This window comes from Deltaproteobacteria bacterium (assembly GCA_021737785.1).
GTDB lineage: Bacteria > Desulfobacterota > DSM-4660 > Desulfatiglandales > Desulfatiglandaceae > AUK324.
The window spans coordinates 37,273-53,850 of sequence record JAIPDI010000037.1; the positions used below are offsets into that span (position 1 = coordinate 37,273).

Here is a 16,578-nt window from a genome sequence, read left to right on the forward strand (position 1 = left end):
CCGGGGTTCGTTCAGACGTTACTTACAAGCCTGCCAAAAAAATGAGAAAAACTTTGCGGCGTTGCAGGCTTGTGTGAGATATTTACCCGGTGTGGCTGAGACGCATTCGGGAAAGGTAAAAGAGGCCGGCAAGATGAAATCCACTAAAATTCTGGTCATCGACGATGAAAGGGCCATCTGTGATGGATGTAAATTGGTACTCGCCGACGAGGGGTATGCAGTGGATACCTGCCAATGGGGTCGGAAAGGGTTGGATATCCTACTGGGCGGCGGATACGATGTGACCCTGTTGGACATGAAACTCCCTGATATGGATGGGTTGGAGATCATCCAGACCCTCAGGAGGGAACGACCGGGTGTCTATATAATTGTGATGACCGGTTACTCCAGCGTGGAAAATGCGGTGGAAGCCATGAAATCGGGCGCATTCGACTATCTTTCCAAGCCTTTCGCAGATGATGAGCTGCTGATTGCCGTGGAAAAGGCCGTTGAAAACAAGCGGCTTAAAGATGAGAATCGATACCTGCGCCAGCAGCTTGTCGACCGGGGCGAGTTTCGGGACATCATCGGTGAAAATCCTCATATCCTGAAATTATTTGAAGACCTGAAAAAGGTGGCGCCGACCGACAGCACCGTGCTGATCTGCGGGGAGACGGGAACGGGCAAGGAGCTTTTTGCCAAGGCCATACATGCCCATAGCAAACGGGCGGACCGCGCGTTTATTGCGGTGGACTGCAGCACCTTTGCCCCATCCCTCCTGGAAAGCGAGTTGTTCGGACATGTCAAAGGGGCCTTTACCGGCGCAGTAAAGGATAAGGCCGGGGTCTTTGAGGCGGCCGACGGCGGCACCTTCTTCCTGGATGAGGTGGCCAATCTGGATCTGAGTATTCAGGGCAAACTCTTGCGGGCCATGGAGACCCAGGAATTCAAACCGGTGGGGGGCAGCCATACTAAACTGTCCGATGTGCGCATCATTTCCGCCACCAACCGGGACCTGAAAACAATGGTAGACCAAGGGACATTCCGGGAAGACCTGTTTTACAGATTAAACATATTTCCTCTCTTCATCCCCCCGCTGAGGGAGCGGAGGGATGACATCCCGAGGCTCCTCTACCATTTTCTGAGTGTGTACTGCCGGGCGACCGGAAAACGAATTGACGGGTTTTCAGACGATGCCCTTGAAATGCTGACCAGCTATGACTGGCCGGGCAATGTCCGCCAGCTCAGGAACACGGTGGAGCGGCTGGTCATCCTGGCCGACGAACGGATCCTGGACAACCGGAGCCTGACGGATAACTGGGAGACGAAAGGTCCGTCAGTCAGGGACGGGATCCCCGAAACCCTGGAGGAACTCAGGTCGGTCAAGAAAGACCTGCTGGAAAACCGGTTTGGCCAGATCGAGCGGGCCTTTCTACAGCAGGCCCTTCTGGCTGAAAAGGGGAACATCACCCAGGCAGCCGGACGGGTGGGAATGCAGCGATCCAACTTTTCCGCCCTGATGAAAAAACACCATCTTTCCACAGTCCCCCCAAAGTCTGCATCCACAGAGGACCCTTCCGGCAAGTAGGCGCCCTCGTTCTTCCGCCGTATGAGACCCCATACAGCCGTATATCTTGTTATACGCGGCTAACCCATTTAAATCAAAAGCATTAACGGCTTTTCACCCTCCTATGCATATACAGAGTTATACGGCGGCCCGTGCGGGGGCAGTTCCTCATTTTTGGTTCATGTATATATAACCGATTGATATTTTGGGTTTTTCTGATCATTCGCCATCTCTGGCCGAGGCCTGAGATGTTTGGCATCACAATTGCTTTATTAATAGACAAAACTGATGGTCTCGTAAAAAGTCGTCACCCCGTTGAAAAACGGGGTCCAGGGTTCTTATAAGCGATTGAGTTTACTGGATTCCGGCTTTCGCCGGAATGACGAAAAAGGCCATTTTCTGACTTTTTACGAATGCATCAGAACAGCATCGAAACATTTTGAAAGGCCATCTTGACACTTAATGAACAAAGGGAGGGACGGAGATGACAACATTGCATCAAGAAAGAATGGTAGGGGGTCAGACGCCGCCCCATATCCTGGTGATGGAGGATGACCTCAGTGTGGCCAAAGGCCTTGAGATGGTCCTGACCGAGGAAGGATATGATGTCTATCTGGCAGGCACGGGCGGCATGGCCTTAGAGGAATTCAACGAGAAACGGTATGACCTGCTGGTGGCGGATCTCAGGTTGCCGGACATGGACGGCATGGAGGTCATCAGAAAGATCAAGGCTGAAAAACCCGACACAGAGGTGGTGGTGATTACAGGATACGGAACCGCCGCCAATGCGGTGGAGGCCATGAAATTAGGGGCCCATGACTTCCTGCCCAAACCGTTTACCGAGGAGCAGATCAAGGCGGTTGTCGGCGAGGCCCTGAAGGAGCGCGTGGAAGAAAGCACAGAGCCCCTTTTCCCGGATGCCAGGGTTGCGGAAGGAAGACTCATCCAGAAGAGGGAAGTCATTCAGGCATTGAACCGGACTTCGGAAGACAAGGCATTCTGGAGCGATTTGATGGAAAACGGACCCGTCGCCCTGGAGGGTTACCGGCTCTCAAGCGAAGCAAAGGCGGCCGTTGCATCGGGTGATTTGAGATGGATCAACGAGAATGTGGGAGAACTCACCCAGAAGCAGTTGATGTTTGTCTACAAGCGGCTGGAGCGCGAGGCCTGGTAATCCGGATTTTTGAGAGCGATCCCGGAACCCTGCCTGCGGGGCTGATCCGATTTTGAGGACGCGGCACAGGTTTTGGGAAGGCAACTGTTTTCCATGTCAATACTCATAACGGGGAATTTGTCCTCCTTAACTGCCTCCTGCTGTTTTCAGGGAAGATGTGTGAAGGAGGCGTGATCATTCATGACTTCTTCGACGTTGTTTGAAAGTTATTTTCACGTCATCCGGGACGTGATTTCCGCCATGCACTCCCTGACGAATCTTCAGGATGTGCTGGACGTGGTGGTCACCAAAACCACCAAGGTTCTCCACGCCAAGGGCGCGCTTCTCAGAATACTCAACAAAGAAACCAACAGATTCGAGGTGCGGGCGGCGGCTGGATTGGGCGAGCGGTATCTCAACAAGGGTCCGGTCAGTACGGAAACCATCCTGGCTACATTGTCCGAACCGGGCAAGGTCTATATCATCACCGATATCTGGAACGCCCCCCGGATCGAATATCCTCAGGAGACCTGGGATGAGGGGATCCGCATGCTGCTGGATGTGCCGCTGGCCGTTGATGAGCAAGTAACGGGTCTTCTGCGGATATACCTTCCAGAGCAGCGTGAGCCGTCCGTCGATGAACTGGATTTTATCCAGACCATCGCCATGCAGTGCGCCTGCGTCATCGAACGGGTCGACCTGATTCAAAGACAGCAGTCCCGCTTCGACTTCCTGGCCACTCAGGTGGAAAAGGGCTCCTCCTTAGCCCGGATGGCCGCAGGTATTGCCCACGAGATCAACAATCCTCTGGCCGGCATTCTCCTTTACAGCTCCAACATGAGGAAGAAGGTTCCCCCGGGCGGGCCGCTGGAGGACGGTCTTAAGATTATCATAAAAGAAACCCAGCGATGCAAGACTATCATCCAGGGTCTGCTTGACTTTGCGCGGGAACAGGAACCCGAAAGGGCCCTGGTCAATGTCAATGATGTGATAAATTCCGCCATCGGCATTGTGGAAAACGAGTTTCATCTCCGGCATGTGCGGTTTCTAAAGGAATTGGCCGAAGACATGGTGGAGGTTCTCCTGGACAAAAATCAGATCGAGCAGGTCCTCATCAATCTCTTCCTCAATGCCCTACACGCGGTGGACGACCGAGGTCTGGTCACGGTCAAGAGCGCCGTGAACAGGGAGAAACGGACAATCCAGGTGGAGGTTGCCGATACCGGCTGCGGGATCTGCAAAGAGAATATGGAAAAGATATTCGAACCATTTTTTTCCACAAAGGCGAACGGAACAGGACTTGGACTGGCGGTGAGCTACGGCATTATAATGAATCACAAGGGCGATATCCGGGTCTTGAGCGAACCGGGCCGGGGGACGCGTTTCATTGTTGAATTGCCGATGCTGCCGTTTGCCCCGATGGGCAAGGAGCGGAGATGACACCGCTGGATGTCTTGGTAATTGACAATGAAGACGTGATCTGCAAGGCCTGCCATCTGGTGCTGACGGAAAAGGGGCATGCGGTCGATTATTGCAAGACCGGCAAATCCGGATTGCTTGCCTTGGCGCGGTCGCGCTATGACCTTGTACTGCTGGACATGAAGCTGCCGGATATGGACGGGATGGACATTCTCAGGACCTTGAAGGATAAGATGCCGCCGCTGCGCGTGATCGTCATGACCGGGTATTCCACCCTCGCCAATGCGGTGCAGGCCATGAAATTGGGTGCGACCGATTATCTTTCCAAGCCTTTTACGGATGATGAGTTGGTGGAGGCCGTTGAAAACGCATGCGCACTGAGGTGATCGCCGGGGATCGGAAAAACAGAGAGAGATCTTTCCCGTTCTTTGGCGGTTCAATTCTACCCAAAAGACGTTTTAGACGAGAGGTATTACAATGAGCGATAAGATGGTTAACCAGGAACTGCAGGGGGCCGTAATGGTTGTCGGCGGCGGTATTGCCGGCATGCAGGCGGCCCTGGACATGGCAAACTCGGGTTTTTATGTATATATGGTTGAAAAATCGCCGGGGATCGGCGGGGTCATGGCCCAGCTGGACAAGACCTTTCCCACCAACGACTGTTCCATGTGAATCCTGGCCCCGAAACTGGTCGAGGTCGGCCGGCACGTCAACATCGAACTTCTGACATTAAGTGAAGTAAAAGAGATCTCCGGAAAAGAGGGCGATTTTACCGTCATTGTGGTGCGTCATCCGCGATACGTGGATATGGACAAGTGCATCGCCTGCGGGACCTGCGCCGAGAAGTGTCCCAAGAAGGTGGATGATCTCTATAACGAGGGGTTGATGAAGCGGAAGGCGATTTACGTCCCCTATTCACAGACCGTTCCCCTCAAATACGCCATAGACAGGGATAACTGTATCTATTTCCAGAAAGGGAAATGCAGGGCCTGTGAAAAGTACTGCCCCGCGGGGGCCATCAACTTTGATGAACAGGAGACAGAGGTTGCCCTCCACGTGGGCTCCCTCATTCTGGCCCCCGGATTCAAGTCCTTTGATCCCGGCCGATACGATACCTATTCCTACTCGGCCCTCCCGAACGTGGTGACCTCTCTCGAATTCGAACGGATCCTTTCAGCGACAGGGCCTTTCATGGGGCACCTCTCCAGGCCATCCGACAAGAAGGAACCCGCAAAGATCGCATGGTTTCAGTGCATCGGCTCCCGGGACGTCAACCGGTGCGACAACGGCTACTGCTCATCCGTATGCTGCATGTACGCCATCAAGCAGACGGTCATTGCGAGGGAACACAGCAAAGTCCCTCTGGATTGCGCCGTGTTTTTCATGGATATGCGGACCCATGGAAAGGATTTTGACCGGTATTACGAGCATGCCCAAAAGGACGGCGTACGGTTTATCCGATCGCGGGTCCATTCGGTGGATTCCATTACGGGTTCTGATGATATCCAGGTGATCTACGCGGACGAGTCCGGCCGTCTGCAAAGGGAGTCCTTCAACATGGTGGTCCTCTCCACCGGTCTGGAGGTGGACGAGGCGGTGGCGGGCCTCTCGAATCGGCTGGGGATCACCTTGGATTCTTATCATTTTGTCGCGTCCGACAGCTTTCACCCGGTGGCGACCTCGGTGCCCGGGATCTATGCGTGCGGGGCCTTCACCGGACCCAAGGATATTCCCCAATCGGTCATGGAGGCCAGCGCGGCCGCGTGTGCGGCAACCGAGCGGCTGGCCCCTGCCCGCAACACCCGAACCAAGGAGGTGGTGATCCCCCCGGAGCGGGATGTGCGGCGGGAGCCCCCCAGGATCGGGGTATTTGTGTGCAACTGCGGCATCAATATCGGGGGCGTGGTCAGGGTCCCGGAGGTGGCGGAATTTGCCAGGGGCCTCCCCCACGTGGTCTATGTGGAGGAAAACCTCTTTACCTGCTCCCAGGATACCCAGGACAAGATGACGGAGGTCATCAAGGCCCAGGGATTGAACCGGGTGGTGGTAGCGGCCTGCACGCCCCGAACCCATGAAGGGCTGTTCCAGGAGACCCTCATGAATGCCGGGCTCAACAAATATCTCTTCGAGATGGCCAACATCAGGAACCACGACTCGTGGGTGCATGCCGACGACCCGGATGCAGCCACGCAAAAGGCCAAAGATCTCGTGCGCATGGCCGTGGCCAAGACCGGTCTCTTGACCCCGCTTCAGCAGACGGCCCTTCCCATCAGTCAGTCGGCCCTTGTGGTGGGCGGCGGGGTTGCCGGCATGACGGCCGCCCTGGCCCTGGCCCGCCAGGGATACCCGGTGCATCTGGTTGAAAAATCAGAGACCCTTGGGGGCAATGCCTTGATGCTGAACCAGGCCCACCAGGGGGAAGCGGTGGCGGACCTGATCCAGGAACTGGTGAGCGAGATCCGATCGGAGAAGCGGATTACCCTGCACCAGAATGCCGCCATTACCCAGGTAAACGGGTTTATCGGCAATTTCAAGACCGAGGTGACCGAAGGGTCTTCCAAAGAGACCATCGATCACGGGGTGGCGATCCTGGCCACGGGGGCAGCGGAGTACAAGCCCAGGGAGTACCTCTATGGGGAGCATGGGGCGGTGGTGACCCACCAGGAGATGGACGGACTGTTGAGGAGCGACGATCCCAGGGTGGCACAGGCCGGGACGGTGGTCTTTATCCAGTGCGTGGGATCGAGGGATGACGAGCACCCCTACTGTTCCAAGGTCTGCTGCACCCATACCGTGGAAAGCGCCCTGGAACTGAAAAAGCGGAATCCCGATGTCATGATCGTTGTCCTTTACCGGGACATGCGGACCTACGGAAAACGGGAGGATCTCTACCGGGCCGCCCGGGCCGCAGGGGTGATGTTTGTCCGGTATTCAAAAAATGAAAAGCCTCTGGTCAGTGCGGACGGCGACGGCGTGAGGGTTGAATTCAGAGACCCGATACTGGATCGCACACTGGCGGTCCGGGCCGATCTTCTCTGTCTGGCCACGGCCATCGTATCGCACAGGGATCTGGGTCTGGCCCAGTTCTTCAAGGTCCCCATGGACGGGGACGGGTGGTTCCTGGAGGCCCATCAGAAGCTGAGACCGGTGGATTTCGCCAATGACGGGGTGTTTCTCTGCGGCATGGCCCACTACCCAAAGCCCATCGACGAGAGCATCGCACAGGCCCAGGCCGCTGCCTCCAGGGCCTTGACGGTCCTTTCCATGGATACCATCCAGGTGGGAGGCATTGTCTCGATCATCGATCCCGAGCTCTGCTCCGGGTGTCTGGCATGCATGCAGGTCTGCCCCTATAACGCCATCTCGCTGAACGAGGAAAGAAATGTGGCAGAGGTGAACGAGGCCCTGTGCAAGGGGTGCGGCGCCTGTGCGGCCACGTGCCCGTCCGAGGCCGCGGTCCTGATGGGGTTCAACAACACCGAAATCTATGCCCAGATCCGGGGGGCCCTGGCCGCCTGAGACTGGGAATTGCAGGATTCGAAAAAAAAGGAGAGAACCGTGAAAGAAGACGGATTTGAGCCTAAGATCATCGCGTTTATGTGTAACTGGTGCACCTACGGGGCGGCAGACCTGGCCGGCGTCAGCCGGCTGTCTTACCCGCCCAATATCCGGCCCCTGCGCGTCATGTGCTCGGCCACGGTATCCCCGCACCATATCCTGAGGGCCCTGCAGGACGGGGCCGACGGGGTCCTGGTGGGGGGCTGACACATCGGCGACTGCCATTACCTGTATGGTAATTACATGACCGTGAAGCGGATGACATTCCTTCAGGAATTGTTGGGACTGCTGGGCCTTCAGGAAAGGGTCCATCTGGCATGGATCTCATCGGCCGAGGCCCAGAGATTCGTGGAGGTGGTCACGACGTTTACCGAAAAAATTAAATCACTGGGGCCGAATCCGCTGTTGGCGTATTCCGACGCGCCGCGGGCTGTTAATTGGGCGTGAGGCGCAACGATGAGGCATGAGGCGGAAGGTGTCAGGCGCAAGGATGGATGGAAGCACCCTTGTGCCTTGGGCCTGGCGCCTAATGCCTCTCCTTTCAAGGAGACTTTCTATGAATAACGAGATCAAATCCTGGCTTGAACAGGGAACCATTGACGTGTTTTTAGGGTACAGGGAGGTGGACCATCACCCCCTCCCCTGGTGCTTTACCCGGGAGCGGCTGGAAGAGGTGGACGACCTGGTGGTGAGTCCGGCCCGGTATTCCCTGGAGAAGATCGCCACCCATATGGCGGCGGAAGATCCGGATATCAAAATCGGCCTGCTGGCCCGCGACTGCAACCGGCGGGCATTGAATGTATTATATGTCTGGAATCAACTGCGGCCGGAACAGATTTCCACCGTGGATGTCAATTGCTGTCCATCGAGGCTGAAGGAACATGCCGACTGCTCCTATCTGGAGCCGAAAACAATCGGCGCCTACAAGAAGGAGGTGGGCATCGACAACACCCTTCGATTAAATGAGGCGGAGGCCTATGGCCCGGAAGAGGGGCGCAACCGGTGGATGTATGAATTCCAGAAATGCATCAAGTGCTACGGGTGCCGGAATATATGCCCGGTCTGTTTCTGCAGGGAGTGCAGCCTGGAGCACAGCGATCTTGTGGGGACCGGCCCGCTCCTGCCGGACATCCCTGTCTTTCATCTGGTGAGGGCCGTTCACATGGCGGGCCGCTGCATCGATTGCGGGTTGTGCGAAGATGCCTGCCCCATGGACATTCCGCTGAGGTTGCTCTATCAGAAGGTCAACCAGATCGTCATGGATCTGTTTGACTACGACACCGGGTCCAGCGCGGATCAGCCCCCCTTCAGCATATTGGGGGATAAGGTGACCCTCCAACCGAAACCGATTCAACCCGTTATAGGGGCGGAGGCATAAAGGAGTCTGAAATGGAGTGCAAATTGGTGCCGTCGGTCTGTTCCTACTGTGGAACCGGCTGCGGCGTTTTATTTGAGGTGATCAACAACCGGATTGTCGGCACATTGCCCATGAAGACCCACCCGGTCAACGAGGGGAAACTGTGCATCAAGGGGTGGAATCTTCACGAACATGTCAACAGCATCCTGCGGCTCAAGCAGCCCCTGGTCAAGACCTTCGGCCGGTTCATCAAGACGGACTGGGACGAGGCCATAAAGCTCACTGCGGATCGTTTTCGAGAGATTATCGACAAATACGGACCGGACAGCATCGGGGTCCTGGTCTCGGCCAAAATAACCAACGAAGAAAACTACCTGGCCCAGAAGCTTGCCCGCGCAGTCATCGGGACCAATAACGTGGATCACTGCGCGAGGCTCTGACACGCCTCCACGGTGGCAGGTCTTGCCGCCGCGTTCGGGAGTGGGGCCATGACCAACTCCGTTGCCGACATAGAAGATGCCGGATGTATCTTTATCATCGGTTCCAATACCACGGCATGCCACCCCCTGATCGCCAGGCGGGTCATGCGGGCCAAGGAAAAGGGGGCCAAACTCATTGTGGCCGATCCGAGGCACATCCAGCTCTCGCGCTTTGCCGATGTGGCCGTTACCCACCGGCTGGGGAGCGATGTGGCCCTCCTCAACGGAATGATGCACCTCATCATTAAAAACGGCTGGCACGCCAAAGAGTATATCGCCGCCCGAACCGAAGACTTTGATGCCCTTGAAAAGAAGGTCGGTGCGTTTACCCCTGAGAAGGTCCAGGCCATCACCGGGGTGGCGCCAAAGGACCTGGAGGAGATGGTGCGGCTGTACGCCACCCATTCGCCGGGGAGTCTCCTCTATGCCATGGGGATCACCCAGCACACCACCGGCGTGGACAATGTCAAGTCGTGCTGCAACCTGGCCATGCTCTGCGGATACGTGGGGGTGCGCGGGGGCGGCGTCAATCCCCTGAGGGGGCAGAACAATGTACAGGGGGCCTGCGACATGGGGGGCCTCCCCAATGTCATGACCGGGTATCAGCCGGTGGCGGACGAGGGCGTGCGGGAAAAGTTCTCCAAGGCCTGGGGGGCGCCGCTCCCGGCCACCCCGGGGCTGACCATTACCGACATGGTCCCGGCCATGCTGGAGGGAAAGCTGAAGGGGCTGTATGTGATCGGCGAAAACCCCAAACTGAGCGATCCGGACTGGAATCACTTCAATCATGCCCTGAAAAAACTGGATTTCCTGGTGGTCCAGGAGCTTTTTCTGTCAGAGACGGCCCAGGTGGCGGATGTGGTCCTTGCCGGGGCCTCGGTGGCTGAAAAGGAAGGGACCTTTACCAATACCGAGCGCCGCTGTATGCGGATCAGAAAGGCGATCGAACCCATCGGCAACACGCTCCCCGACTGGGAAATCATCAGCAGGCTCTCAACGGCCATGGATTATGACATGCGCTATGAGAACCCGGAAGAGATATTCAATGAAATGGCGGCATTGACGCCCAAGAGCTATGCGGGCATGACGTACCAGCGGATGGGGCTGGACGGGCTCCAGTGGCCCTGCCCGGATAAGGACCATCCGGGCACGCCCTATCTGCACAAGGACCAGTTTACCCGGGGCAAGGGAAAGTTCTTTGCCCTGGACTATAAGGACCCTGCGGAACTCCCGGACGAGGAATACCCCTACTTTCTGACCACCGGCCGGATGTTCGCCCACTTCCATACCGGCACCATGACCCGGATTTCCCCGCATCTGGATGCGGAACAGAAGACAGGGTATGTGGATATCAACCCGGAAGATGCAGAGACCCTGGATGTGAAGGACGGAGACGTGGTGGTCCTCTCCTCCCGCAGGGGCGATATCGAGGCCCCGGCCCGGCTCACCCGTTCGGTGGTGCCCGGCACCCTCTTCCTTCCCATTCACTTCGGCGAGGTGCCCACCAATGTCCTCACCAATGCGGAGGCCGTGGATCCCCTGGCCAAGATCCCGGAGTTCAAGGTCGGCGCGGTGAGGGTGCAAAAGCTCGTCCTGTAATAGATCAAAGGCCCGGAAACCGCACGTTTCCGGGCCGATCTTTTTTTTCCGGCACCGAAATAAAATTTGGGAAATCGGCAAAAAGGTCCGGAAATGATTGTTATTTGATTCTTGAACGACGTCCCAAAGTTCCACTGACCCTGTGACAGCAGGAACACTCACTGAAATTCTTGACAAAAAGGAGGCATAAATATAAAATATTCTACAAAATAGGCACTTCAGGTTTTTCCATGCAAAATAATCTACCCGAAATCGTCTTCGCGTCCGCGGACAAGGCCGAGTCACAGAGGATCAGTCGCTGGGTGAGAACCGGCCTGCTGAGAAAGCTCGTCCCGCGTGTGTACACATCCAACTTTAAAGACAGCGACCGCGCGATTATCGGGCGGAACCTCTATTTGATCCTTGGCAAACTCTTCCCTGGGGCCATCCTCAGCCACCGCACCGCGCTTGAGGGCGGACCAGCTGATACCGGCGATATATTCCTGACTTACAAATACTCGCGAAAAGCGGAACTCCCCGGATTTTCCGTCCATCTCCTGAAAGGACCCGGGCCTGTGGAAGGCGACCTGCCGTTTCTTCAGGGTTTGTTCATGTCCTCCGCACCCCGGGCATTTCTGGAAAACCTGCAAATTTCACGGAGCAGATCCTCCATATCCAAAGGACTGCCGCGATCCGAGATAGAAAACCGACTGGAGCGCATCTGCCGAATTCAAGGCCCTGAGGCACTCAACCAACTTCGCGACAAGGCCCGCAACACGGCTGTCTTTCTCGATATGGGCCCTCAGTTCCAAATGCTGAACCGCATCATCAGCGCTATCATGGGTACGCGGCCTGCCGGCGAACTGTCTTCTCCACAGTCACGAGCCTCATCTCTGGGTATGCCATATGATCCGGATAGGCTGGAGATTTTCAATCATCTGTTCTCCTTTCTGGCCCAAACACAACTCCCCGTGAGAAAACAAACACGGCTTTCGGAGGAACAAATGCATTTGGCGGCGTTTTTTGACGCCTACTTCTCGAACTTCATCGAGGGGACTGAATTCGAAATCGATGAAGCCCATGCCATTGTTTTTCTGCACAAGGTGTCCCACAATCGACCTGAGGACGCCCACGATATCATGGGAACATTTCGTCTCGTATCCAATCAGGAGGAAATGTCTAAGGTGCCTGAAACATTTGATGATTTCATCTCTCTCGTCACATCGCGCCACCACACAGTAATGGCGGCGCGTCCCGAAAAGATGCCTGGCGAGTTCAAGCGGGAACCCAACCGGGCCGGCCAAACGCGCTTTGTGGCCCCTGAAGAGGTGAGGGGCACCTTGCTCCAAGGTTTTGAGATGAGCCGTGCGATTGAGCCGGGGCTTCCCCGCGCCATATTTATGATGTTCATGATCTCCGAAGTTCACCCGTTCGTGGACGGCAATGGGAGAATCGCCAGAATCATGATGAATTCCGAGCTGGTGCACACGGGTTTGTGCCGGATCATCATTCCTGTCGTGTTTAAAGACGATTACCTTCAGGCCCTCAGGGCCTTATCAAGAACCAGCCATCCGGGACCTCTCGTGAAAGCCATGGATTTCGCCCATCTTTTCACCAGTCAGATGATCTTTACGTCATACGATGCGGCCATAAGGGTGCTGACGGCATGCAACGCCTTTAAGGACCCGGAGGACGCGAGGCTCAGGCTGCCAGGTTCAATCGGAGCAAGTGAATAGATCCTCTGCTGAGAAGTCGGAGCTTCCGGGGCAAGGGAAGACGACCATTCGGCAATGGGCCGATCGCCTGCTATTCCTTTCCGGCCCCTCGGTCAGAGGCAAAAACATCTTGACTTACAGGCAGTTATTGACTATCAGACATGCACGAATGCCAACATAGAGCAAAAAATCAAACCTTCACGAATTTGAGGCAAAGAAGCCGTGCCCGAAATGTTAAAACTCAATGGGCGGTTCAGCGTGCCTTGGTCATTACCAGACGCCTTTGGGTTATCTTACCCAAGGGCGTTTTTTTTCGGATGGATGGAGGGGGATGCGAACTGATGTATATCCTTGAATTACCAAAAGGCTGCCTTGCGTCCAAAGGAAAGTCCTGCACTGCTGACGGGAGCTAAAGATGGCAGATAGTGTACCGACGAAAAAGATCGCCAGTAAGATTTACGTCATCCGGAATACAAAGGTTATGATCGATAGAGATTTGGCTGATCTTTATGGTGTGGAAACAAGGGTGCTGAACCAAGCGGTACGAAGAAATGTTAAACGTTTTCCCGAAGATTTCATGTTTGAATTGACCCGCCTGCGTTTCCACCGCCTGGGGTAGCCGGTCACAGGAGAACCGCTTTGGATGTCATGGAAACCCATAAATCGAGGATGCATCCGGTGCAGCTCAGGATCTTTCGAGAAATGAGCCCCGAACGAAAGCTGGAGATTGCCCAGATGCTCTACTATTCGGCAAGAGAACTGAAGGCCGCTGCCATTCGCGCCAAGCATCCGGAGTGGTCTGAAGAAGAGATTCAATCCAGATTGAGCGAGGCGTTCCTTTATGGCAGGACCTGAGCTGTTTCAAGTTTTTATACGCCCGCTGAACCTTCTGAATATTCCCTACATGGTGACAGGATCTGTAGCGAGCATCGTTTACGGCGAAGCCCGGATGACTCACGATATTGATATGGTCGTGATGATCCGTGTTCGTGACGCTGAGCGCATTGCTGAGGCGTTCCCCTCGACTGATTTTTATTGCCCGCCGAAGGAGATCATCCGGATCGAGGCAAATAGGCCCCTGCGCGGTCACTTCAATCTCATCCATCATGCAACCGGGTTCAAGGCCGTTATCTATGTGGCGGGCGAGGATCCTCTCCATCATTGGGCCATGGAGCGCCGAAGGTGCATCCGCATGGCAGAAGATCTAATGTGGGTCGCCCCTCCCGAGTATGTGATCCTTCGAAAACTGGCCTACTATCGAGAAGGCGGAAGCGAAAAACACCTCTCTGACATTCGGGGCATTCTGGAGGTTTCAGGGAATGACCTTGACATATCCGAAATTCAAAGGCGGGCGCTCGACATGGGGTTTCAAAAGGAGTGGCGCGAGTTGTTGGCAAATCTCCCGGAAGGCGTAAAAGCGTGAAATCGATGCGTCAACAAAGGGCCATAGGGGGACCTTGACCTCCCCCTCAGCCCTCCATGCCATGGATGTTGTCACCCCAGCCTTTTCCGCATCTTCTCAATATCCGGTGCATAAAGCCTTGGCTGGTTGATGCTTATTCGGCGTCAACATTTTGTGCGGGGTCCGGAGTTACTCGTGGTCTTACCCCGGTTTGTCGAAATGATACGCTTGACGCTTCAATTTGCACGTATTAGTATACGTGCAATGTTAAGGAGGTGCATCTGATGCAAAAGAAACTCACAGTGACCATCGACGAAGAGGTTTATGAGGGCTTGCGAACAGTCATCGGACCACGGAAAATCAGCCGCTTTATACAGGAGTTGGTACGCCCACATGTTGTAAAAAGAGATATGTACGCCGCGTATAAAGAAATGGCCGCTGATCAAATCAGGGAATCTGAAGCCCTTGAGTGGGCCGAAGCCACCCACCTCAATCTATAATCACCCCCCTCCTGCCCCATTTTGCAATTTTTCCTTGACATACCCATCTGTTGCACTATGATCCCCCCAATTACCCAATTTCGGCCAAATAGGTTTCCAAGTTCCAATCCATGATTCATTAACCTTAAGCCTTTGAGCTTTCAACTTTCAGCTTATGGATCATCATCCCCTCAAATACCCCATACCCCGCTCCTGACAGGGCTCTTTTTCCTGTTGGGAGCAAAAACGCTATCTCCGATCCGCAACAGTCGATTTTCACAACCATATGCACAGAACGGCTTCAATCCCGCAATAGGCGTTCCACATCAATGCGAACTTCCAACGCAGAAGTTTCAGTATGGCAAAACACAACCGTCTGCCCAAATACAACGAACTCCTGAACCCCACTTGGTACAGGCCCTGCGTGACCTCTGGGATCGGGTATAGCATCGATACGTTTCATGCAACGGTTTTGCCTTATGGCTAATAAATATTAAAGACGTTGTGTGATAAAATACGTGGTGGTTCGTCGAAGTGGCCAACGGAGATCATGAGAAACAAGATACGGCAAACAAGAGTCAACAGCAGACCTGACCCCTTTTCTTCATCACAGCTCTTTGACAGATAAAAGCCCTTGATCCATTAGCCATTGATTGGTCATGCCGGTCTGGGTGGCCAGTGTCCGGGCTAAGTGCCAAGGCCCTTTTCTGCTTATGGCGACCGATATGGCGGCATCCAGAGAGGTCCCGAGCTTTCGCAGCTCCCGCACCTTTGTCCGGGCATACCGCCATCACGCCATGGCGTGATAGCACATACGCAAGCGTCTCCTGAGCCAGTGATCGATTTCAGGAAGCAAAAGGGGACAGGCAAATTATGATTTCCATCTTTACAGTCTTAATACCATGATACATGGACTTTTTTCCATGATATATAGGCAATAGGTGGATACTTTTCCAGCTGTCCCAACTGTTATGCCAGAAGGACGTTAAGATGACTCAAATCGGTCTATGCTATTTTTCCAGAATCGTCTCGGATGATGTCGTTGATGACTTCGTATCAACCATCTCAACTAGCGGCTTGTCTCTCACCGTCGAGCGTGAGGAAGAAGTCCCTATTCAAGGTGGTTTAGAGTGGCTAGCTCCGACAGCGCTCATTGTCTTTCTCGCAAAGCCCTATTTCGAAGCCTTCCTATCAGAGATGGGGAAAGATCATTACAATCTCCTTAAGAAAGCTCTGAAGAAAGCCGCCAATCGTCTCCTCGGTCCGTCGAGACCAGAGATACTTCTCGTCCATTCAAAGGGTAAAGTTAAAAGCTCAGGAGAATACTCCCTGGCTTTCTCGATCCATGTCAAGGTTTCTGAGGATCTAAATCTTAAGCTGTTGTTTCCAACTGAACTGAGGGAAGAAGGTGTCCATGAGATCATTGAAGCATATTCGGATTTCATTGCCGCTCTTTACGCAGGGAAGGTCGACGAGGAACTCATACATAAGCTGAGCGCTGGAAGGGTAATCGGCAAAACAATGCTTGTTGCATACGATTTCGAATCAAAAGAAGTTGGACCTGTTGATCCCATCCCTCGGAAACGTAGCTGAAGGCATAACATCGCGGCGCTGACTTCGTCCAGCCGCGATTAAGTATCAATAATTATGTACGATGATGACCTAATACATGAAGATTGCATATTACGTGATGTAGATCCGTATTTCGCTCAAGGATATCGAAAAAATTTGAGATACGTTACCAAAGACTATGCCCCCCTGTGTCAGAGTAGTTGTCGGATGAAGCAGGAGAGAAGTGGCGACACCCCCGTAGGTGAGCGTAGCGAACCGGAGGGGGTGTCGGAGGCGACCCGCCATCCCCATTTCTCCTCAATACGAACATGAAGCGGGGC

General features: G+C 54.6%; 14 protein-coding genes. All 14 read left to right on the top strand.

Annotated elements, in window-relative coordinates; genetic code table 11:
- The first annotated feature begins 133 nt into the window (after positions 1 to 133).
- A complete protein-coding gene (locus tag K9N21_17065) occupies positions 134 to 1,567 on the top strand; it encodes a sigma-54 dependent transcriptional regulator (protein MCF8145625.1) in 1,434 nt (477 codons plus the stop codon).
- Between the two features lie 463 nt (positions 1,568 to 2,030).
- Positions 2,031 to 2,720, top strand: a complete 690-nt coding sequence (locus K9N21_17070) for a response regulator (protein ID MCF8145626.1) — start codon at positions 2,031 to 2,033, stop codon at positions 2,718 to 2,720.
- Between the two features lie 180 nt (positions 2,721 to 2,900).
- On the top strand, positions 2,901 to 4,139 hold the full coding sequence (locus K9N21_17075) for a GAF domain-containing protein (GenBank protein ID MCF8145627.1): 1,239 nt from the start codon (positions 2,901 to 2,903) through the stop codon (positions 4,137 to 4,139).
- Positions 4,136 to 4,504: a response regulator gene (locus tag K9N21_17080; protein MCF8145628.1), complete on the top strand. Its 369-nt coding sequence runs from the start codon at positions 4,136 to 4,138 to the stop codon at positions 4,502 to 4,504. Before K9N21_17075 ends, K9N21_17080 begins: the two co-directional genes overlap by 4 nt.
- A gap of 91 nt (positions 4,505 to 4,595) precedes the next feature.
- Positions 4,596 to 7,637, top strand: coding sequence for an FAD-dependent oxidoreductase (locus K9N21_17085; GenBank protein ID MCF8145629.1), 3,042 nt, complete (start codon positions 4,596 to 4,598; stop codon positions 7,635 to 7,637).
- A gap of 78 nt (positions 7,638 to 7,715) precedes the next feature.
- Positions 7,716 to 8,123, top strand: coding sequence for a hydrogenase iron-sulfur subunit (locus K9N21_17090; GenBank protein MCF8145630.1), 408 nt, complete (start codon positions 7,716 to 7,718; stop codon positions 8,121 to 8,123).
- An 82-nt stretch (positions 8,124 to 8,205) separates the two neighbouring features.
- Positions 8,206 to 9,054, top strand: coding sequence for a 4Fe-4S binding protein (locus K9N21_17095; GenBank protein ID MCF8145631.1), 849 nt, complete (start codon positions 8,206 to 8,208; stop codon positions 9,052 to 9,054).
- A gap of 11 nt (positions 9,055 to 9,065) precedes the next feature.
- Complete coding sequence (gene fdhF / locus K9N21_17100) at positions 9,066 to 11,111, top strand: formate dehydrogenase subunit alpha (GenBank protein MCF8145632.1); 2,046 nt, start codon at positions 9,066 to 9,068, stop codon at positions 11,109 to 11,111.
- Positions 11,112 to 11,341: 230 nt separating this feature from the next.
- On the top strand, positions 11,342 to 12,826 hold the full coding sequence (locus tag K9N21_17105; GenBank protein ID MCF8145633.1) for a Fic family protein: 1,485 nt from the start codon (positions 11,342 to 11,344) through the stop codon (positions 12,824 to 12,826).
- Positions 12,827 to 13,220: 394 nt separating this feature from the next.
- The gene (locus K9N21_17110; GenBank protein ID MCF8145634.1) at positions 13,221 to 13,424 is read left to right on the top strand and encodes an ORF6N domain-containing protein; all 204 of its coding nucleotides are present in this window, start codon (positions 13,221 to 13,223) and stop codon (positions 13,422 to 13,424) included.
- Positions 13,425 to 13,444: 20 nt separating this feature from the next.
- Positions 13,445 to 13,660, top strand: a complete 216-nt coding sequence (locus K9N21_17115) for a hypothetical protein (protein MCF8145635.1) — start codon at positions 13,445 to 13,447, stop codon at positions 13,658 to 13,660.
- On the top strand, positions 13,647 to 14,228 hold the full coding sequence (locus tag K9N21_17120; protein ID MCF8145636.1) for a hypothetical protein: 582 nt from the start codon (positions 13,647 to 13,649) through the stop codon (positions 14,226 to 14,228). The genes K9N21_17115 and K9N21_17120 overlap by 14 nt, the downstream gene beginning before the upstream one ends.
- A 263-nt stretch (positions 14,229 to 14,491) precedes the next feature.
- On the top strand, positions 14,492 to 14,707 hold the full coding sequence (locus K9N21_17125) for an addiction module antitoxin (protein MCF8145637.1): 216 nt from the start codon (positions 14,492 to 14,494) through the stop codon (positions 14,705 to 14,707).
- A 969-nt stretch (positions 14,708 to 15,676) separates the two neighbouring features.
- Positions 15,677 to 16,279 carry a hypothetical protein gene (locus tag K9N21_17130; protein ID MCF8145638.1) on the top strand — a complete coding sequence of 201 codons (603 nt, stop codon included), beginning with the start codon at positions 15,677 to 15,679 and terminating at the stop codon, positions 16,277 to 16,279.
- Positions 16,280 to 16,578: the final 299 nt, after the last annotated feature.